The 18,375-nt window shown below is 57.8% G+C and carries 18 protein-coding genes, 3 tRNA genes and 1 pseudogene; 11 read left to right on the forward strand and 11 right to left on the reverse strand.

Going from position 1 to position 18,375, the window contains the following annotated elements:
- Window positions 1-129 precede the first annotated feature (129 nt).
- From C8K61_RS23115 to C8K61_RS23125, 3 genes are all read left to right on the forward strand, one after another.
- Window positions 130-205, forward strand: a tRNA-Asn gene (locus C8K61_RS23115).
- 10 nt (window positions 206-215) lie between these two features.
- Window positions 216-292 (forward strand) — tRNA-Pro (locus C8K61_RS23120).
- Window positions 293-297: 5 nt separating this feature from the next.
- Window positions 298-373, forward strand: a tRNA-Lys gene (locus C8K61_RS23125).
- 193 nt (window positions 374-566) lie between these two features.
- On the opposite strand, the gene C8K61_RS23130 is transcribed toward C8K61_RS23125, so the two are convergent.
- The 4 genes from C8K61_RS23130 to C8K61_RS23145 all read right to left on the reverse strand — a co-directional run bounded on the left by C8K61_RS23130 (window position 567) and on the right by C8K61_RS23145 (window position 3,267).
- Window positions 567-1,868, reverse strand: a complete 1,302-nt coding sequence (locus tag C8K61_RS23130) for an NAD(P)/FAD-dependent oxidoreductase (protein ID WP_108098658.1) — start codon at window positions 1,866-1,868, stop codon at window positions 567-569.
- Window positions 1,869-1,931: 63 nt separating this feature from the next.
- The gene (locus tag C8K61_RS23135) at window positions 1,932-2,105 is read right to left on the reverse strand and encodes a DUF3094 family protein (protein ID WP_108098659.1); all 174 of its coding nucleotides are present in this window, start codon (window positions 2,103-2,105) and stop codon (window positions 1,932-1,934) included.
- A 41-nt stretch (window positions 2,106-2,146) separates the two neighbouring features.
- Complete coding sequence (locus C8K61_RS23140; RefSeq protein WP_108098660.1) at window positions 2,147-2,641, reverse strand: MOSC domain-containing protein; 495 nt, start codon at window positions 2,639-2,641, stop codon at window positions 2,147-2,149.
- Entirely contained in the window at window positions 2,638-3,267 is a 630-nt protein-coding gene (locus tag C8K61_RS23145; RefSeq protein WP_108098661.1) for a DUF1780 domain-containing protein, read from the reverse strand. The genes C8K61_RS23140 and C8K61_RS23145 overlap by 4 nt, the downstream gene beginning before the upstream one ends.
- Before the next feature lie 66 nt (window positions 3,268-3,333).
- On the opposite strand from C8K61_RS23145, the gene C8K61_RS23150 reads away from it, so the two are divergent.
- The 3 genes from C8K61_RS23150 to C8K61_RS23160 all read left to right on the forward strand — a co-directional run bounded on the left by C8K61_RS23150 (window position 3,334) and on the right by C8K61_RS23160 (window position 4,761).
- Window positions 3,334-3,759, forward strand: coding sequence for a GNAT family N-acetyltransferase (locus C8K61_RS23150; RefSeq protein ID WP_108098662.1), 426 nt, complete (start codon window positions 3,334-3,336; stop codon window positions 3,757-3,759).
- Window positions 3,756-4,436 carry an energy-coupling factor ABC transporter permease gene (locus C8K61_RS23155; RefSeq protein ID WP_108098663.1) on the forward strand — a complete coding sequence of 227 codons (681 nt, stop codon included), beginning with the start codon at window positions 3,756-3,758 and terminating at the stop codon, window positions 4,434-4,436. The genes C8K61_RS23150 and C8K61_RS23155 overlap by 4 nt, the downstream gene beginning before the upstream one ends.
- A 109-nt stretch (window positions 4,437-4,545) precedes the next feature.
- The gene (locus C8K61_RS23160; RefSeq protein ID WP_108098664.1) at window positions 4,546-4,761 is read left to right on the forward strand and encodes a hypothetical protein; all 216 of its coding nucleotides are present in this window, start codon (window positions 4,546-4,548) and stop codon (window positions 4,759-4,761) included.
- A 3-nt stretch (window positions 4,762-4,764) separates the two neighbouring features.
- On the opposite strand, the gene yacG is transcribed toward C8K61_RS23160, so the two are convergent.
- The 6 genes from yacG to C8K61_RS23190 all read right to left on the reverse strand — a co-directional run bounded on the left by yacG (window position 4,765) and on the right by C8K61_RS23190 (window position 9,926).
- On the reverse strand, window positions 4,765-4,971 hold the full coding sequence (yacG, locus tag C8K61_RS23165) for a DNA gyrase inhibitor YacG (RefSeq protein ID WP_108098665.1): 207 nt from the start codon (window positions 4,969-4,971) through the stop codon (window positions 4,765-4,767).
- Window positions 4,968-5,579, reverse strand: a complete 612-nt coding sequence (gene coaE / locus C8K61_RS23170) for a dephospho-CoA kinase (RefSeq protein ID WP_108098666.1) — start codon at window positions 5,577-5,579, stop codon at window positions 4,968-4,970. Before coaE ends, yacG begins: the two co-directional genes overlap by 4 nt.
- Window positions 5,576-6,448 carry an A24 family peptidase gene (locus tag C8K61_RS23175; RefSeq protein WP_108098667.1) on the reverse strand — a complete coding sequence of 291 codons (873 nt, stop codon included), beginning with the start codon at window positions 6,446-6,448 and terminating at the stop codon, window positions 5,576-5,578. Before C8K61_RS23175 ends, coaE begins: the two co-directional genes overlap by 4 nt.
- 2 nt (window positions 6,449-6,450) lie before the next feature.
- Entirely contained in the window at window positions 6,451-7,668 is a 1,218-nt protein-coding gene (locus tag C8K61_RS23180) for a type II secretion system F family protein (RefSeq protein WP_108098668.1), read from the reverse strand.
- Between the two features lie 3 nt (window positions 7,669-7,671).
- Window positions 7,672-9,375 (reverse strand): type IV-A pilus assembly ATPase PilB, encoded by a 1,704-nt coding sequence (gene pilB / locus C8K61_RS23185; RefSeq protein WP_108098669.1) that lies wholly within the window; start codon window positions 9,373-9,375, stop codon window positions 7,672-7,674.
- Between the two features lie 122 nt (window positions 9,376-9,497).
- Window positions 9,498-9,926 carry a pilin gene (locus C8K61_RS23190; protein WP_108098670.1) on the reverse strand — a complete coding sequence of 143 codons (429 nt, stop codon included), beginning with the start codon at window positions 9,924-9,926 and terminating at the stop codon, window positions 9,498-9,500.
- Between the two features lie 161 nt (window positions 9,927-10,087).
- Here C8K61_RS23190 and C8K61_RS23195 point away from each other — a divergent pair, with 161 nt between their 5' ends.
- On the forward strand, window positions 10,088-11,824 hold the full coding sequence (locus tag C8K61_RS23195; protein ID WP_158272537.1) for a PglL family O-oligosaccharyltransferase: 1,737 nt from the start codon (window positions 10,088-10,090) through the stop codon (window positions 11,822-11,824).
- Between the two features lie 58 nt (window positions 11,825-11,882).
- Here the strand turns inward: C8K61_RS23195 and nadC are convergent, their stop codons facing one another.
- The gene (gene nadC, locus C8K61_RS23200) at window positions 11,883-12,731 is read right to left on the reverse strand and encodes a carboxylating nicotinate-nucleotide diphosphorylase (protein ID WP_108098672.1); all 849 of its coding nucleotides are present in this window, start codon (window positions 12,729-12,731) and stop codon (window positions 11,883-11,885) included.
- Between the two features lie 307 nt (window positions 12,732-13,038).
- On the opposite strand from nadC, the gene C8K61_RS23205 reads away from it, so the two are divergent.
- The 4 genes and pseudogenes from C8K61_RS23205 to C8K61_RS27350 form a co-directional block, all read left to right on the forward strand.
- Window positions 13,039-15,342: a DUF1631 domain-containing protein gene (locus C8K61_RS23205; RefSeq protein ID WP_108098673.1), complete on the forward strand. Its 2,304-nt coding sequence runs from the start codon at window positions 13,039-13,041 to the stop codon at window positions 15,340-15,342.
- Between the two features lie 95 nt (window positions 15,343-15,437).
- Complete coding sequence (gene ampD / locus C8K61_RS23210; protein ID WP_108098674.1) at window positions 15,438-16,031, forward strand: 1,6-anhydro-N-acetylmuramyl-L-alanine amidase AmpD; 594 nt, start codon at window positions 15,438-15,440, stop codon at window positions 16,029-16,031.
- Window positions 16,028-16,864, forward strand: a complete 837-nt coding sequence (gene ampE / locus C8K61_RS23215; RefSeq protein ID WP_108098675.1) for a regulatory signaling modulator protein AmpE — start codon at window positions 16,028-16,030, stop codon at window positions 16,862-16,864. The genes ampD and ampE overlap by 4 nt, the downstream gene beginning before the upstream one ends.
- Before the next feature lie 1,301 nt (window positions 16,865-18,165).
- Window positions 18,166-18,369, forward strand: a pseudogene (locus C8K61_RS27350) (HAMP domain-containing protein); the annotation flags it as partial.
- Between the last annotated feature and the right edge of the window lie 6 nt (window positions 18,370-18,375).

Consider the following 18,375-nt stretch of genomic DNA (forward strand, 5'->3'; position numbering starts at 1 on the left):
CGTTGCTGCAAATCATTGTCTTAAAAGCTATTTAGGGGGTTGACAGGGTTTCGAATATCCTTAAAATGCAGCGCCTCGATACGGCAAATGCCTAACAGCAAATGACGTAGAGAGATGGAAGCAAGTAGTTCCGCGATAGCTCAGTCGGTAGAGCAAATGACTGTTAATCATTGGGTCCCAGGTTCGAGTCCTGGTCGCGGAGCCAATCTTTCAACCGGGGTATAGCGCAGTCCGGTAGCGCGCCTGCTTTGGGAGCAGGATGTCAGGAGTTCGAATCCCCTTACCCCGACCATTTTTGGGTCGTTAGCTCAGTTGGTAGAGCAGTTGGCTTTTAACCAATTGGTCGTAGGTTCGAGTCCCACACGACCCACCATTTTTGGCTCTTGATGTTTAAAGAGTTAAATCTTAGGAGAAACGTTGAAAGACGGAGTATCCAACAAAAAAGGCGCCCTTCGGGGCGCCTTTTTTGTTTGTGCGTTTTTTGCTGTCGTAGGGTGTGCTTCGCGCACCAAGCGATCCCACATAAATCGCTTGGTGCGCGAAGCGCACCTTACAAAAGCGCAGTGTTAATGCAGCTTGAGGCGCGGTTCAGTGCCGCGGCCGATGCGGTCGCTGAGCATCAGCATCAGGGTGCGAAAAACGCCGTAGAGGGCCATCTGGTGCATGCGGTAAAGCGACACATAAAACATCCGCGCCAACCAGCCCTCCAGCATCACACTGCCTGTCAGATTGCCCATCAGGTTGCCGACGGCAGAGAAACTTGCCAACGAAATCAGCGAACCATAATCGCGGTAGCGGTAGGTCGGCAGCGCCTTGCCTTCAATTCGCAGCTTCAACGATTTGGCCAGCAGCGATGCTTGCTGGTGCGCAGCCTGCGCGCGCGGCGGTACGTTGCGGCCGTCTTCTCCCGGTTGCGGGCAGGCGGCGCAATCACCAAAGGCGAAGATATTATCGTCGCGTGTGGTCTGCAAAGTAGGGCGCACCTGCAACTGGTTGATGCGGTTGCTTTCCAGGCCGTCTAGTTCCTTGAGAAAGTCCGGAGCACGAATGCCGGCCGCCCAGACCTTGAGGCTCGCCGGAATATCCTGGCCTTGCGCGGTCTTCAGGCTGTCGCGGGTAACCTCGCTGACGGCGGCGTTGGTAAGCACTGTGACGCCGAGTTTTTCCAGGGTTTTATGCACCGGCTGGCCGATGCGCTCGGGCAGCGCTGGTAGTACGCGCGGGCCAGCTTCAATCAAGGTGATGCGCATATTTTCCGGCTTGATGCTGTCCAGGCCATAGGCCGCCAGCTCATGGGCAGCGTGGTGCAGCTCGGCTGCCAGCTCGACGCCAGTCGCACCGGCGCCAACGATGGCCACGCTGATCTGCTCGGCACGCTCAGTCTGGTTGGCGTGGGCACGCATGTAGTGGTTGAGCAATTGCCGGTGGAAACGTTCGGCTTGTACGCGGGTATCGAGAAACAGGCAGTGCTCTGCCGCGCCGGGGGTGCCGAAATCATTGGTGGTACTGCCGACGGCGATCACCAAGGTGTCGTAGTCCAGCGTGCGCGCGGGCACCAGCTCCTCGCCCTGTTCATCCAGGGTGGCCGACAGTTGAATTCGTTTCGCGTTGCGGTCCAACCCTTCCATGCGCCCCAACTGGAACTCGAAGTGGTTCCACTTGGCCTGGGCGACATAGTTGAGCTCGTCTTCCGACGAGTTCAACGAGCCAGCCGCCACTTCGTGCAGCAGCGGTTTCCAGATGTGGGTGAGGTTGGCATCGACCAGGGTGACGCGCGCCAGGTCGCGTTTACCCAGGGTCTTACCCAGGCGGGTAGCAAGCTCCAAGCCGCCGGCTCCGCCGCCGACAATAATGATGCGATGGGACATGGTGAGATCTCATAAGGCTTTCAGGGATTCGCGGGAAAGCCGGCAAGGCGAGCGCGAAGCAGCTCATAGCACTAACCGGCTGAGTAAACGGCTAAGTAGGCCCAGGCCGATGACCGAGGCCAACACAATGAAGAGGAGAAACCACGGACGAAACGGCCGCCGCTCGACTTGATGCTGCGGCGCGCTGAGGTACTGGTCGACGCGTTGTTGGTCGTCAGGACTGAGTCGGCTGGTCATGGCAGGCCTCGTGTGGGATGAAAGCATTCTAGTCGTCGGATTTAGTCTGGCTCAACGTAAAGCGTGTCGTGCAAGCGAATAATCCCGCTTTCCAGCACCCGCGCGGTAATGCCGCCGTGGCCACGCGCGGCCTGAAAGGTGCCGCGCCCCAAACGTTGTTCCAGGCGGGCGCAGGGCTGGCACCAGCCGGTGGTTTCCAGCAGCGCCTGGCCGAGACGAAAGCGCCGGTTCTTCAAGCTGAATAAATTGATGCCGCTCACGGCGATGTTGCGGCGCATATCGGCCGGGGTGATCGCTTGCTCGGCAGGCCGCCCTAACAACGCACTGATCACCGCCAGGTGTTCCCATTGAATCAGCGTCACTTGCCGCGCGTTGCGTGGGCCGGGGCGGGTGTGATCGCCGGTCAATCCCGCTTCGCGCCGCGCTTCTACAGCATCCAGCGTAAGCATCGGTTCCCGCGACACAGGGCGCACGCCAATCCAGCGAACCTCGCCCTGTTGCGGTACGTCGGCGATCAGTTCCAGCAATTGGCTCATAGGCTGATTCCAATATCCAGCAGCACGGTGCGGCCGAGGTTGATGCGCAAAAAGTCCGGCGCCGTCGGGTGAGCAAACAATACTCGGGCGAAGTTCGGTCCTAACAAAGACAGCGAGCGCCAGCCCTGGTGCAGAAATTCGGTGGGCGGTGGAAAGGCGCTGTTGAAGTCGGTGATCTCGCGCTTGAGGTTGACGTAGGCGAGCATGTCCAAGTTGGCCACGTCGATATTACGTTCGCGGTAGCTGGCGGTTTTCTTGCGCAGTGTTGGCGCCAGGCGGTTGTGCAGCTCGGCGGCGCGGATCTTTCGTGGGTGCGCTTCGTGCTCGACCAGTTGGCTGAGGGAATAGGCGTTGCGCCGTCGTTCCAGCTCCTGGCGCCACTCGTCATTCAGGCGCCGGCCTTCGTCGAGGACAAAAAACACCTCGAAATGCGCGTCATGAAACAGCACGTCGGGCGGGTCCTGGCTGGCGGCGCTGAACTCCTCCAGGCGGTGCGGCACGTTCAGCGCCTGTAAAAAACGTCGGCAAACCCAACGCTCCCGCTCCCATTTCTGTGCATTGGAGAGCAGCGCATTGGCCTGTTCGGCTTGATCGGTCAGTAGACGCAGGTACTCAGAATCATCCATGCCTGCAAGCTTAGCCCGCCGACGAGGCCGGTGTAGACTGCGTTTTCGTCCAGGCTGGAGCCCGCTATGTCGATTCGCCCCGTGCTGCCCGCAGACCACCCCGCCCTGATTGCCCTGTGGCAGGCCGAGCCCAGCATTCGCCTGCGCTCCGAAGACGCTTTCGCTCCGTTTTGCGCCTATCTTTCACGTAACCCTGGGCTGAGTCTGGTGGCGGAGCGTGATGGGCAAGTGGTTGGTAGCTTGATGGTCGGACATGACGGGCGCCGCGGTTATCTACAGCACCTGCTGGTGGCACCGGCTTTTCGCGGGCAGGGGCTGGCTAAGTCGATGCTCAACGAAGCGCTCGCGCGACTGCGCGAACTGGGTGTGGATAAGTCTCACGTGTTTGTCTTGAGCGACGCGGAGCCCGCTCTGGCGTTCTGGGCGGCGCAACCGGGCTGGCAGGCGCGTGAGGATATTCAGGTGTATTCGACGCAGGCAACGCCATCGTGATCGCGGCTGAATTGCTGTCCACCACCACCTTGACGGTCGGCTGGTTGGTGTATTTGCCGGCCTTGGCGTGGGCCGCTTACCGAGCGCCATGGTTGGAGCTGTTCAGCGATATCCGCCGCCAGCACCTGCTGTTCGGCACGGTGCTGGTGCTGTTTCTGCTGTGGTTGGTGCGGCGCGATTTTGAGGTGGGGGTGTCGTTTCACTTCATCGGCATGACTGCCGTGACCTTGCTGCTCGACTGGCCACTGGCGGTGCTGGGTGGAGTGGCAGCGCAGCTTGGCTTGCTGGCCATCGGCCGCCAGGACTTGGCCGCGATGGGCGTCAATGGCGCGCTGTTGGTGCTGGTGCCGGTGCTGGTCACCGAGGTTAGCGCGCTGTGGGTGGAGCGCCGGCAATCGCAAAACCTGTTCGTTTATATCTTCTGCTCAGGCTTTTTTCCGGCAGCGCTGGCCGCCTTGCTCTGTGTATTGCTGGGGCTCTGGGTGCTGTGGCTGGATGGCCGCTTTCCCATGCCGTTCTGGCTGGAGGATTTCGTTGGCTACCTGTGGCTGGTGATGTTTCCCGAGGCCTTTATCAACGGCATGTTGATCACCGCGCTGGTGGTGTTTAAACCGGAGTGGCTGGAGACCTTCAACCGCGACCGCTACCTGCAGGCACCCTGGAACGATGACGACTGATTCGCCGCCTTTATAGGGCGGCGGGGCTTGATCTGCGTCAGGCGTGCAGCGGGCGCAGACGCCATTCTGCAAGCCAGCCGTATCGGCCGATAAAGCGAGGAGTTTTCAGATGAGTGTGCATACGTGGGCCAAAGAGCAGCTGCAGCGCAGTCTGGAAACAGCCGCAGCAGAAGGCTTCGAGCCGGCATTGGCGTTGCGCGCTTTGCTCAGTGCGGTGGTGGAGCAGAGCAAGGGTTATCGCAGCCCTGCGGACCTGGGGCAGGAGCTGCAATTTCTGGCGGATAACCTGGATGACGACCGCGATTACAGCTTTATGCGGCCCTAGCCGTTAGTGGCGCTGCGGCGGGATATCGAGATCGCTGGAAAACAGCTCGTCTTCTAGCGGGTTGCCCGGGATGGCATGTTCTTCGGCCGCCCAGGCCCCAAGGTCGATTAGCTTGCAGCGTTCGCTGCAGAACGGCCGGCTGGCACTTTGCGGGCCCCACTCGACGGGCGCGCCGCAGGTCGGGCATTTAACGATTGGAGCTTGGCTCATGGCTGGCCTCCATGAAGGGTGAGATAAAAGCGGTGCAGGCGTTCAACTTCGCTCTGCAGCCAGGGTAGATCGCGGTCATTGAGCAGCACGTCATCGGCGTGTTTCAGACGCTCCTCGCGCAAGGCCTGGGCCTTGAGGATGGCGTTCACCTGTTCCTCTGACACCTGATCACGCAGCATGGTGCGTTGCAATTGCAGTTGCTCGGGGGCGTCCACTACCAGCACACGCTGGGTCAGCTTGTGTTGCCCGGACTCGACCAACAGCGGCGAGACCAGAATGGCGTAAGGGGATTTTGCACTGGCCAGGCTGGCGATAATTTCTTCACCGATCAGCGGATGCAGCAAAGCTTCCAGCCAACGGCGCTCGTCCGGCGCTTGAAAGATGCGCGCGCGCAGACTGGCGCGATCGAGCTCTCCATTGGCCTGCAACACGTCAGGGCCGAAGTGCGTGGCGATGGCCGCCAGGGCTGGTTTGCCCGGCTCCACCACCCAGCGCGCCGCGTGATCGGCATCCACGCAATGCACGCCAAGGTCGATAAAGTGCTGCGCTACCGCGCTCTTGCCACTGCCGATGCCGCCAGTGAGCCCGAGAATCCAGGGTGTAGTCATTTAAATCCGGCGATTTGAAGGTAGGTGCCGGTTATTTGATCACCCCAGAGCAATGCAATCCAGCCGGCAATCGCCAGGTAGGGGCCGAAGGGGATTGGGGTGCTGGTCTCGGCATTACGCAAACGCAGCATGATCACCCCCAGCACCGCGCCAACCAGCGACGACAGCAGGATGGTCAACGGCAATACCTGCCAACCGCCCCAGGCGCCGAGCATGGCCAGCAACTTGAAGTCGCCATAACCCATGCCTTCCTTGCCGGTGGCCAGCTTGAACAGCCAATACACCGACCACAGGCTGAGGTAGCCAGCGATGGCGCCGAACAGCGCATCTTGCGGGCTGGCGAACAGGCCAAACTGGTTAATGACCAGGCCAACCCACAGCAGCGGCAACACCAGATCGTCTGGCAGCAACTGATGATCGACATCGATCAAGCTCATCGCCAGCAGGCCCCAGGTTAGCAACAGCATGGCGCCCGCTTGCCAGTTGAACCCGAAGTGATACGCCACATAGGCTGACAACAGACCGCAGGTCAGCTCCACCAACGGGTAGCGCTTGCTGATCGGCGCCTTGCACGACGAGCATTTGCCACGCAGCGCCAGCCAGCTCACCACCGGAATGTTTTCCAGCGCCTGGATTTCATGCTCGCAGTGCGGGCAGCGCGAATTCGGCAACACCAGATTGAAGGTTTCCCCCTTGGGCTCGGCCGGCAGCTCAAGAATTTCCCGCGCCTGGTTTTGCCAGTCGCGTTTCATCATCACGGGGAGACGGTAGACCACCACGTTGAGGAAGCTGCCGACCAAGAGGCCGAGGATAAGGGCACAAAAAACAAAGGCCAGCGTTGAGCTGGCCAGGAAGTCGATGAAGGGCATTGTTAAACCACGGCACCCAGTTTGAAGATTGGCAGGTACATGGCGATTACCAGGCCGCCGACGAGCACACCCAGAACGGACATGATCATGGGCTCCATCAGAGCGGTAAGGCCGTCGACCATATTGTCGACTTCTTCTTCGTAGTAAGTCGCCACTTTGTCCAGCATGCTATCCAGCGCACCAGACTCTTCACCAATCGCCGTCATCTGAATGGCCATTGAGGGGAAGACACCGGTGGTGCGCATGGAAAAGTTGAGCTGCATACCGGTTGAAACGTCAGATTTGACCTTGTTCGTGGCGTTCTTGAACACAATGTTGCCGGTGGCGCCAGCTACCGAATCCAATGCCTCAACCAGCGGTACGCCGGCAGCGAAGGTAGTGGATAGGGTGCGCGCAAAACGTGCGATCGACGATTTGTAAATGATGTCGCCAACCACTGGCACTTTCAGGACGAAGCGGTCGAATCCATCGCGTACTTTTTGCGAGCGTTTGAACATTTGCTTGATGCCAAACGCCGCGCCAAAGATGCCTACCACAATCGCGAACCACCAAGTTTGCAATGCTTCAGACAGGTGAATAACCCAAAGGGTAAAGGCCGGGAGCTCCGCACCAAATCCAGAGAAAACCGACTGGAATTGAGGTACGACCTTGATCAGCAAAATGGCCGATACGATCAACGCAACGATAATTACGGCGATTGGGTAATTCATCGCCTTTTTGATTTTGGCTTTCAGTTGCTCGGTTTTTTCTTTGTAGGTCGCAATACGGTCCAGCAAGCTTTCCAGTGCACCGGCTTGCTCGCCAGCATCTACCAAGTTGCAAAATAGATCATCAAAGTACTGAGGTTGGGTGCGCAGCGCCGTAGCGAAGCTGTTACCCGCTGCTACTTGTTGTTTTATGTCGTCTACCAGTTTGCGCATATTTGGGTTTTCCACCCCTTCGCCAATGATGTCGAAGGACTGCAGCAACGGCACCCCTGCTTTCATCATGGTGGCCATTTGGCGGGCAAACAGAGCGATGTCCAAGGGCTTGATCTTCTTGCCTTTGCCGAATAGCGAGACCGCTTTTTTGCGCACTTTGGTTGGGTTAACGCCCTGCTTGCGCAGCTGGGCTTTCACCAGGGCTGGGTTCTGGCCGGCTATTTCACCTTTAACCTTGGCGCCTTTTTTGTCGGTGCCTTCCCAGCTGAAAGTGCTGGTCTTTAATGCTTTAACGGCCATGACTTAGTCCTTAGTGACGCGGTTCACTTCTTCGAGGCTGGTGACACCTTGCATGGCCTTCAGCAGAGCCGAAGTGCGCAGGTCATTGAAGCCGTCTTTACGCATTTGCGTCGAAATATCGATGGAGTTGCCTTCCTCCATGATAATCCGTTGCAGCGCAGGCGTGTTTTTAACCACTTCATATATTCCGACGCGACCTTTGTAACCGTGGTTGCAGTTATCGCAGCCAACCGGGCCGTAAATCTTGAACGTGCCGATCTTGTCTTCCGGGAAACCCTCTTCTAGCAAGGTTTCTGTCGGTACCGGCACTTCTTTCTTGCAGTTATTGCAGAGCTTGCGCGCGAGGCGCTGGGCAATGATCAGGTTTACCGAGGTGGCGATGTTGAACGACGGCACGCCCATATTGCGCAAGCGCGTCAGAGTTTCTGCGGCGCTGTTGGTGTGCAGCGTCGACATCACCATGTGGCCGGTCTGTGCAGCTTTTACTGCAATGGAAGCAGTGTCCAGATCTCGAATCTCACCGACCATGATGATATCTGGGTCCTGACGCAGGAACGACTTCAACGCAGCGGTGAAGTCCATGCCTTGTTTCGGGTTGACATTGACCTGGTTGATACCTTCCAGGTTAATCTCCACCGGGTCTTCCGCCGTGGAAATATTCACGTCTACGGTATTAAGGATATTCAGGCCGGTATACAGAGAAACGGTTTTGCCGGAACCGGTCGGGCCGGTTACCAGAATCATGCCCTGCGGCTGTTTCAGCGCGGACATATACAGGTCTTTTTGCGACTCTTCATAGCCGAGGGCATCAATGCCCATCTGCGCACTGGAGGAGTCGAGAATCCGCATTACGATTTTCTCGCCCCAGAGGGTGGGGCAAGTGCTGACGCGGAAATCGATGGATTTGGTTTTCGAGATCCGCATCTTGATGCGGCCGTCTTGTGGTTTGCGGCGCTCGGAAATATCCAGGCTGGCCATTACCTTCAAGCGGGCAGAAATTCGGGGTGCCAACTGAATCGGCGGGCGGGCAATTTCGTGAAGAATACCGTCGGTACGAAAGCGCACGCGGTAGCTTTTTTCATAGGGTTCGAAGTGCAGGTCGGAGGAGCCCATCTTGATCGCGTCCAACAGCATCTTATTGACGAAACGCACAACCGGGGCGTCGTCGGCAGCGTTGCTATCACCGCTGTCTTGCTTGTCTTCATCGACAGCCTGGATATCGACACCATCCAGGTCAATATCACCTAGGTCATCCATGCCGCTGTTGGCGCTATCGAAGAACTTTTCAATGGCGTCGCCGAGTTTGTCGTCTTCTACCAGTACGGCTTCGGTATTGAGGCCGGTGCTGAACTGAATATCGGTAATGGCCTGGTGGTTGGTTGGATCGGAAATTCCCACAAAGAGTTTGTTGCCGCGCTTCCACAGTGGAATGGCGCGGTGCTGACGCAGCAGCTTCTCCGTGACCAGATCTTTAGGTTGTGCTTCTTTGTCTACACTGCCTAGGTCAAGAAATGCGACCCCAAATTGTTCCGCGGCGACCTCCGCCAAAGCTCGGCTTTTTACAAGCTTGTTTTGGACGAGATAGGTAACGAGCGACGTGTGGTTTCTTTGCGCTTGTGCGTGTGCCGAACGGGCTGTTTTCTCGTCTAGAAGCTCAGCAAGAACAAGCTGTTTGGCTAAACCGGTGAGTGCGGGGCTTTCATTCATTGGGCGGCTTTTGGCTAGGAGGTTTGAGACATTTATAGCGCAAATGAGCAGTAGAGCGAAGCGATGGGGGTCTCCACAAAAATAAAGGCGCCCAAGGCGCCTTTATTTTTGAATCTACTTAATCAGTTGCAGTTACGTGGCTTGAATTCAGCGGCCAGGACGGTAGTGGTGCAAGTCCAGGCGCCGGTGTCTTCAGCGCGGGTCAGAACGATAGTGCCGGTCTTGGTTTTCGGGCCAGAGGTTTTGAATTCGAAAGTCAGAATAGCGGCGCCTTCATCGGTGACACCGCTTACGCTGATTTCGCCCAGGGGGCTGGCGTTGGTAGTGGTGCCCAGGCGTTCCAGGTCGATCGAGGCTTGAGGTACGCCTTGAGCAAACGCATCTTCAATGCCAGTTTTCAGAGGGGCGATCGCGGCCATGCCGGTCGCAGCTTCGGAGCGGCCGATATAGTTCTGGTAAGCAGGGATAGCGATGGCGGCCAGGATGCCGATAATTGCTACAACGATCATCAATTCAATGAGGGTAAAACCTTTCTGCATCTGAGCTTTCATGAGTTTCTCCAAGATAGTAGGTAATGCTTTACTGCGTATTCGGCAGCTGACATCCTCCAATGCAAAGGCCTTGCCAATCTTTGCAGGCCCCCTGTGTTGCTCGCTCGCATGGCGTGGCTTTAACGCGTCAGGTGCCCAAAATTGTCATAGAGTTCCCCTGCATGTCCTTTCCGACTGTGTCTTTGCGTCCCTTCGCGTTGTTACTGTTCGTGGTCGTGTTGGCTTTTTGCCAGCCTGTACACGCCTTTCCGCTCCCCAATTTCATTGAGGAGCTAATTGTTGTGTGCGGGACGTTGTTTGGAGCAGGTCTTTTATTTTGGAGGAGTCGACAGTTACGGTTAACCGTTTGGCTGCTGATGTGGCTGATTCTTGGCGCACTGTTTGTTGTGTCAGGTTGGCTGCATCCGGCCCCTTTTGTTTCCGCCAAGCTTTTTATTGGCGTGTTTTGGTTTATGGGCTTGTTAGCGCTGGTCATCGGGGATCAGTTGGACTGGGATGCCGAGGGAGAGCGTCTCTCCGATGTATTGGCTGTAGCTCTTCTCGCAGGCGCTTTGATCTGTGCCATTGGTGGGTTTCTTCACTTTTATGGGCTGCTTGGTGATTTTGGACGGGCCTATTTGCCGGTAGTCACTGGTGGCCGTTGGAGAGGCTTGGTCGGGCACAGCAATTTTTTTGCATTCATTTGCTTTTTAGGAATGCTTGCGGTGGGTTGGGTTTATGCGGTGCGCCATTTGATTGGACTGCCGCTGGCTATCTTTTGCTTGTTGGTTTTGGCGACTTCGCTGATCGGCTCAGGCAGTCGGGCGGTGCTAGTAGCGTGGGTTTTTGTGATCGGAGTGCTGTTTTTTTTACGGCGCAAGGAGGGCGTCAGTCCTTGGCTTTGGGTGATGCTAGGTTCGTTCTTTTTTTACTGGGCGTTTAGGCCGATCTTCTTTACCTTGGATGATTGGGCTCAAACGGGAGTTGCAAGCGCTGGATCAGCTGATGTGCTCAGCAGGGGCGCGGTCAGCTCACCTCGACTGGAAGAATGGCGGGTAGCGTTAGATATTATTCTTCAAAATTTCTGGGGTGGTGTGGGGGTCGGTAATTATCCGGGCAACAGCTTTCAGCATCGTCTGGATTTGGCTTTGACATCGTCTAATTTGCTTTTTGTTCATTCTCATAATTTAATCCTGCAACTTTTGGCCGAGCTTGGGGTGGCTGCGCTCATCTGGCTACTTGCGTTGGTAGGGGTGGCCGTTACTGCATTGAAGAAAACCTTGTCCAGCAGATCGAGGTTGTTACCAGTCCTAGTGCTTGCATCTATTCAAATATATGGAATGTTTGAGTTTCCGCTTTGGATGATGCATTTTCTGGTTTTGCATATGCTGCTGCTGGGTGCACTTGGCGGCCCGGCGATGGTTGTGAAGCTTAAAGTAGGTAAGGTTTTTTCAGGTATTATTTTTGCCGCGTTTTTGGCGGTTATGATTATTTATTTGCCGCTGACAGAACGTTTGGTATGGAGTTATAAGCAATACTTCCTAAGGGCACCGACGGATTCACGAAGTTATACATTTGTAGACTCTATGATTCGTGATCCATTGCTTGAGCCCTATGGGTATTTGGTCTACTTCGCTAATTTCGATATTGCTCCTGCGTCTTTGGGTCGAGAGCGCGACGTATTGCTTCGATTTAAAAATTACATGCCCTATCCAGCGGTTTTGGTACGTTTGTCGCTGGTGTATATGGCTGGCGGGGATGAGTTGAAAGCCCAAGCGGTGCTACTAGAAATGCGGCGCTTTTATGGTGACAGTCACGAAGGAAAGCTAGCTGAGCAAATAGCGGCTACTCAGAAGTTCTTCCCTGATATTCCTTTCGAGCGTTTGAAATTGCCGGTTGCCGCCAAGCCGGCCGAGTAATTTCATCAGCCAACAAAAAGCCCCGCAATCGCGGGGCTTTTTGTTGGCGGGCAGAACGTCAAATACTCAACCGCATCGACAAGTCCACCGCCTTCACATCCTTGGTCAACGTGCCAATAGAGACATAATCCACTCCGGTCTCAGCCACAACCCGCAACGTTGCCTCATTAATCCCACCGGAAGCCTCAAGCTTCGCCTTGCCAGCCGTCATCGCCACCGCTGTGCGCATTTCATCCAGGCTCAATTCATCCAGCATGATGATGTCCGCCCCCGCATCCAGCGCTTCCTTTAGCTCAGTCAGGCTCTCTACTTCCACCTCCACCGGCTTGCCCGGGGCAATGCCGTGGGCGGCCTGAATGGCCTGGGCAATGCCGCCGCAGGCTGCAATATGGTTTTCTTTGATCAAGAAAGCGTCGTACAGGCCGATGCGATGGTTATGGCAGCCGCCTTGGGTAACGGCGTACTTCTGTGCCAGGCGAAGTCCCGGTAGGGTTTTGCGGGTGTCGAGCAGTTTTACGCCCGTGCCGTCGACGATGTTGGCGTAGTGGCGGCAGCGGGTGGCGACGGCGGAGAGGGTTTGCAGGAAGTTCAGGGCGCTGCGCTCGCCGGTCAATAGGGCGCGGGCGGGGCCTTCGAGATGAAACAAAGGCTGGTTAGGCTGCACGCGCTCGCCGTCGCGGACTTGCCAATGTACGGCGACGCGGGGATCTATTTGGGCGAATACGTTGTCAACCCATGCGCTGCCGGCTATGACGGCGGTGTCGCGGGTGATGATGGTGGCGTGCGCCAGGCGTTCTGCGGGGATCAGTTGGGCGGTGATATCGCCGCTGCCGACGTCTTCTTGCAGGGCTCGACGCACGTTGGCTTGAATTTCTGCGCCAAGGTCGGCGAGGAGTAGGTTCGGCATTGGGGGCTCCCATTTCGTATGGGGGCGATTATAAGGAGGCGAAGGCCTCTGGCTAGTGCCATTTATGTGGGTAAAACTGTGCGTCTTATCGCGCGTTGGTCGTCAGTCAGTAGCCGTTCGTAACCAGATGCGGTACATGTGTGATGTAGGTCATATCTGGGCAAGAAGTAGGGTTTTATCTTGCGCGGCCTCTCTATAATCGTTTTACTGCTTATTATTGACGCCATGCCTTTGACGTAGCGGATGACGCTCAGTTGATCGTTATGCAGATGTGAGAGCCAAAGGGCCGGTCTGCGGGAGAGTTGCAATGACTGATGCGAAAGTGGTGCAGCTGAACAAGCTTGCCCCCGAGCACTCGCCAACATCATCGGCGGGGAGGCTGCCCGTGGCACTCATTCACGTGCGCGACAAAGCTGCTCAGCAGCTGAAACAAGCCTTGCAGGCGCTGTTCGACAACGCGGATGACACCCTCTTCGAGATGGCTGACCGCGCCACCAGCAACGCCGAGCAAAACGCCTTTTTCGAGGCCATGCGTGACCTGCGTCTGAAGCGCAAGGGCATCGAACGCGGCTTCCTGCAGAAAGTCTTTGAAACCTTCGCCAATCTCAATCAGTACGAAATCGGCCGCGCGCCACAGCTGGATGCAGTGTCGTTCGACACCCTGGCGCTGATTCAGAACGATGAGCTGGAAGAGACTGTCGCCATTGACACCATGGTGGCCAAGGTCATGAGCCGCGACGCGGTCTCCCTTGGTCACTTGACCACCCGCATCAATGCGATGGTCAGCAAAAAACTCGACGATAAAACCAACCCGCTTGGCCCCACCGTACTCTGCGAGTACTTTCTGGAGGCCTGCAGCCGTTTGGGCGTTGAGATCAAGGTCAAACTGATCATTCTCAAGTTGTTTGAGAAATATGTTCTTGCCGATCTCGACCAACTGTACGCCGACACCAACCAGCAACTGATTGACGCGGGTGTCTTGCCTGAATTGAAAACCGCGCCTGTGCGCCGCAAAAACGGCCCGTCCGTTACCGGCGGCCGTGGTGGTGCAAGCCAGTCCGGCGGCGACGCCAGCCAGGGCCAAGGCGCTTACGCCGATGAAGGCGTGCAGGAAGTGTTTGGCGTGTTGCAGGAGCTGTTGTCGCAGGTGCGTGGCAGCGGTGTACCGCGCCGCGAAGCGCCTGCCGACGCTCTACCGATTTCCAGTAATGACCTGATGCGCCTGCTTTCCCATATGCAGCAGCGCCCAGCCTTCACCACCGCTGTGCAGGACGATTTCGACCTGCGTAACCAGCTCGAGCAACTGTTGGTGCGCGCCAGCGCCAAGAGCGGCAAGTCGCGGGTGGTTGGTGAGGTTGATGAAGATGTGATCAACCTGGTGTCGATGCTGTTCGAGTTCATCCTCGACGACCGCACCCTGTCGGATTCGCTCAAGGCCCTGATCGGCCGCCTGCAGATTCCGATGTTGAAAGTGGCGGTGCTGGACAAGACCTTTTTCAGCCGCGGCAGCCATCCGGCGCGCCGTCTGCTCAACGAAATTGCCGCCGCAGCCCTCGGCTGGGCGGAGCAGGATGACGCCCAGCGCGACAGCCTGTACCAGAAGATCGAAAGCATCGTGCAGCGCCTGCTCAATGACTTTGTTGACGACCCGGCGATCTTCTCCGAATTGCTGGCCGACTTCCTCGCCTTCACCGGTGACGAGCGCCGCCGTAGCGAACTGCTGGAGCAGCGCACCCGTGATGCCGAAGAGGGCAGCGCCAAAGCTGAACTGGCTCGCCGTGAAGTGGAACATGCGCTGAACGAGCGCCTGCTGGGCAAGACCCTGCCGGAAGTGGTGGTGCGTCTGCTGCAGGAAGCCTGGAGCAAGGTGATGATGCTCACCTGCCTCAAGCACGGCGTCGACTCGCCAGAATGGCAAGCAGCCCTTAATACCATGGACGATCTGGTTTGGAGCGTTGCGCCGCACGAAGATCCGGAAGCCCGTCTGCGCTTGCTGGAACTGGTTCCTGGCCTGCTTAAGGCTCTGCGCGAAGGCATGGCCAGCGCGGCGTTCGACCCATTCTCCACCAGCGAATTTTTCAGTCAGTTGGAAAACCTGCATGTGCAGGCGTTCCAGCGCTTCAAGCGGCCGCTACCGGAAACCTCGGAAGAGACGGCTGTTGATCTGCTGCCAAACCTGGATGGCGACGCGCCGCTGCTGGAGCTGCCGCCGGAAGAGGAAATCGAAGCGGTTGCCGTGCCAGCGATGGTCGAAGTGATCGAAGAAATCGTGTTGCTGGCCCCGGGTGAAAACCGGGTGCAGGAGCCGGAAGTCTTGCTGCCGGATGATGACGAGTCGCTGGCTCGCGTCGACAGCCTGGTGGTGGGCAGTTGGGTCGAGTTCCAGGAAGACGAAGAGCACAAGCTGCGCTGCAAGCTGGCGGCGGTGATCAAGCCCACCGGCAAGTACATCTTCGTTAACCGCACCGGCATGAAAGTGCTGGAGAAAACCCGCATGGGTCTGGCCGTGGAGTTCCGCCGCAACGCCATCCGCCTGCTCGACGACGCGCTGCTGTTTGACCGGGCGTTGGAGTCGGTGATCGGCAACCTGCGCCGGTTGAAAAACGCCTGATCGCGCTATGAGTTATCCACAACGCCCGGCTTATGTCGGGCGTTGTCGTTTTCGGGCTGGGCCCGGTAGAGTGTCCCGCACTGTAAGGAGTTTTTATGCTGCTGGACCCGCTCACCGGCTGGTGCGAAGGCATTCGCCACTGCCCATCGCCCAACTTCAATGCCCGCCCCAACGGCGAGATTTCCCTGTTGGTGATCCATAACATCAGCCTACCGCCGGGGCAGTTTGGTACGGGCAAAGTGCTGGAGTTGTTTCAGAACGAGCTGCAGGCGGAGGAGCATCCGTACTTCGCGGGCATATGCCATCTGCGTGTATCGGCGCATTTTCTGATCGAGCGCGACGGAACGTTAATCCAGTTCGTGTCTTGCCTTGAACGGGCCTGGCACGCTGGCGTGTCGTTGTTCGAGGGACGCGACAACTGTAATGATTTCTCCCTTGGAATTGAGTTAGAAGGGACCGACGATCAGCCCTTCAGCGACGCTCAGTACGCCGTCCTGGCGCAGTTGAGTGGCGAGCTGTGCCGGGCTTATCCAGGCATCACCCCGCAGCGTATCTGCGGCCACAGCGATATCGCACCAGGGCGCAAGACCGATCCCGGTGAGCATTTTGACTGGTCCCGCTTTCACGCTGGGCTGGCCGATCAAGGATTGTCAGGGCAGGCGCTGCCCGCAAAAGGAGTGAAACAATGAGTTTTCTAGTGCTGCTCTTGGTGTTGTGGGTCGAGAAGTTCTCGTCCTGGCGCGCCAGAATCCAGCAAGACGCCAGCTGGTTGCGGCTCCTGGCCTGGGCCGAGCGGCAGAGCGCGTTCCGCCACAATCCCTGGCTGCAACTGGCGGTGTTGGTCCTGCTGCCATTGCTGGCGTTGGCGTTGCTTCTGGTGGTGTTGGGCGTGCCGTTGCATGGTTGGCTGGCTTTGCCGGTGCACTTGGGCGTGCTGGTGTACAGCCTGGGGCGCGGCGACCCGCTGGTGGCGCTCGGGCCATTCCGTGACGCCTGGCGGCGTGAGGATGTCGAGGCAGCCTATCTGGTGGCGCAACGCGATCTCGGTGTCGAGGCGGCCGATGCCGACAGTCTGTTGCAGCAGGCCCAGGGCTTTCTGCTGTGGCAGGGCTACCAGAGCTTTTTCGCGGTGATCTTCTGGTACGCCTTGCTCGGCCCCTTGGCGGCCCTGGCTTATCGCCTGCTGGCGTTGACCATGGAACATGCCCAGGACGACGCCCTGCGCCTGCGCGCCGGGCAGTGGCGACATGCCCTCGACTGGCTACCGGTGCGTCTGTTGGCGGGCAGCTTTGCCTTGGTCGGCAGCTTTGTCGCGGTCAGCCGGGTGCTTCTGCATGAGCTGTTGAACTGGAATATCGCCGCCGCACAACTGATCGCCAACAGTGGTCGTGCTGCTGAAGAATTTGCCACTCCCGGCTTGGGCGAAAGTGGCGTATCGAGCCTCGATGGCCTGTGGCAATTGCTGGTGCGTGCCGGGGTGTTTTGGTACGCCGGTTTTGCTGTCTGGACCTTGCTTTTCTAGTCCCTGCAAGACGCCGTCGGTCGGGCCGGAAGGCCCGGTCTGGCTGGGCGCGCGGCGGCTCTGGGTGTGAAGTGCCATCACTCAGATCAATGGCTCGGCCAGGTGATAGACGCCTCCTTAACCTTAAGTTACAAAGGTGCCTGCCGATATCGGGTATACAGAATGCCGCGCTCGGCAGTCTGTGACTCGCGTCACGCTTGATTTGCCCGCTGACAGTGTTCGCCAAAGAACAGTGCAGCAAGGGCCGGCAGGGATAAAGCGGCTGACCCCCGCCAGTCTCACCGCTCTACCCTGTGACGATCCATAACAATAATGTGAACAGGAGACGTCTTGTGAAGACCGTGCTGTATCCGGCCATCGCGCTGATGAATCGCCTTAGTTTTGGTATGAAATTCAGCTTAATCAGCGTCTTGTTCTTTCTGCCGATGCTGGTTACCAACTTCTATCTGGTGCAGGACTCCTACCGTGAGTTCGTCGGCACCCGGGCTGAACTGCAAAGCCTCGACCTGATGAGCGCGAGCCTCAAGCTGCGCGCCGATCTGGAAAATCTCAATGACATGGTCGAGATCAACGCTGCCGTCGGCCAGTCCGGCAAGGCAGGGGATCTCGAAGCGCGTATCGGCGCCCTGAGCAAACGTATCGAAGCCGACCTGCTCAAGCTTGAGCCAGTGGTCACCGATGCCGATCAGGTCGAGCTGTTCACCAGCAAGCGCGACGAACTGCAAAAAGCCCTGAAGGCCGCCGACGCGGAGACCTCGCTGCAGAGCAAGGCGCCGATGATCGAGAAGCTGTCTGGCAACATGCAGGTGCTGATCAAGATCATCGCCAACCAGGCGGGCCTCAGCCAGGACGGGCAAACCACCGTGCGGCAGATGATCGAGCTGGTCACCAACGGCACTACCTCGGTCACCGCCGCGTTGAGCACTGGCCGTTCCCTGGGTTCCGCCTCGCTGGCCCAAGGCTTCCTCAACTCTTCGGCCAGCGGCAAGTTTGATGAGCTGTTGCTGCTGCTGGAAAAACTGCACGCCGAATACGGCCTGACCATCAATGATGCCCTCGACGGCAGCCCTGCCGCGCAACAGGCGCTCAAAGGCCTGGCCGAAGCCAGCCGCGCCACCCTGAAAGACAGCGGCACGCTGTTCGAAGACCAGGTGGTGATGGCCGACTCCCTGGACGCACCGTGGCAGGAGTTCTATGACAAGGTCTCTGCCTCGATGGACAAGACCTACCAACTGAACGACGCCGCCCTGGTATTCCTCAAGCAGCAACTGCAGAAGCGTCTGGCTCAGAAACAAACTCAGATGGTGTTGCTGGTGGCGGCGCTGTTGGTGGTGTTCATCCTCATCGGCTACCTCTACGGCGGCTTCTACGTCTCCACTCGCACTACTCTGAAAAGCCTCGGTAAGGTCATGGATCAGGTGGCCGCCGGCGATATGACGGTCAGTTTCCACGCGCAAAGCCGCGACGAATTGGGTGAGCTGGGGGAAGTGTTCAACGGCACCGTGCAGAAG

It is taken from the genome of Pseudomonas sp. GV071, from assembly GCF_003050835.1.
Lineage (GTDB): Bacteria > Pseudomonadota > Gammaproteobacteria > Pseudomonadales > Pseudomonadaceae > Aquipseudomonas.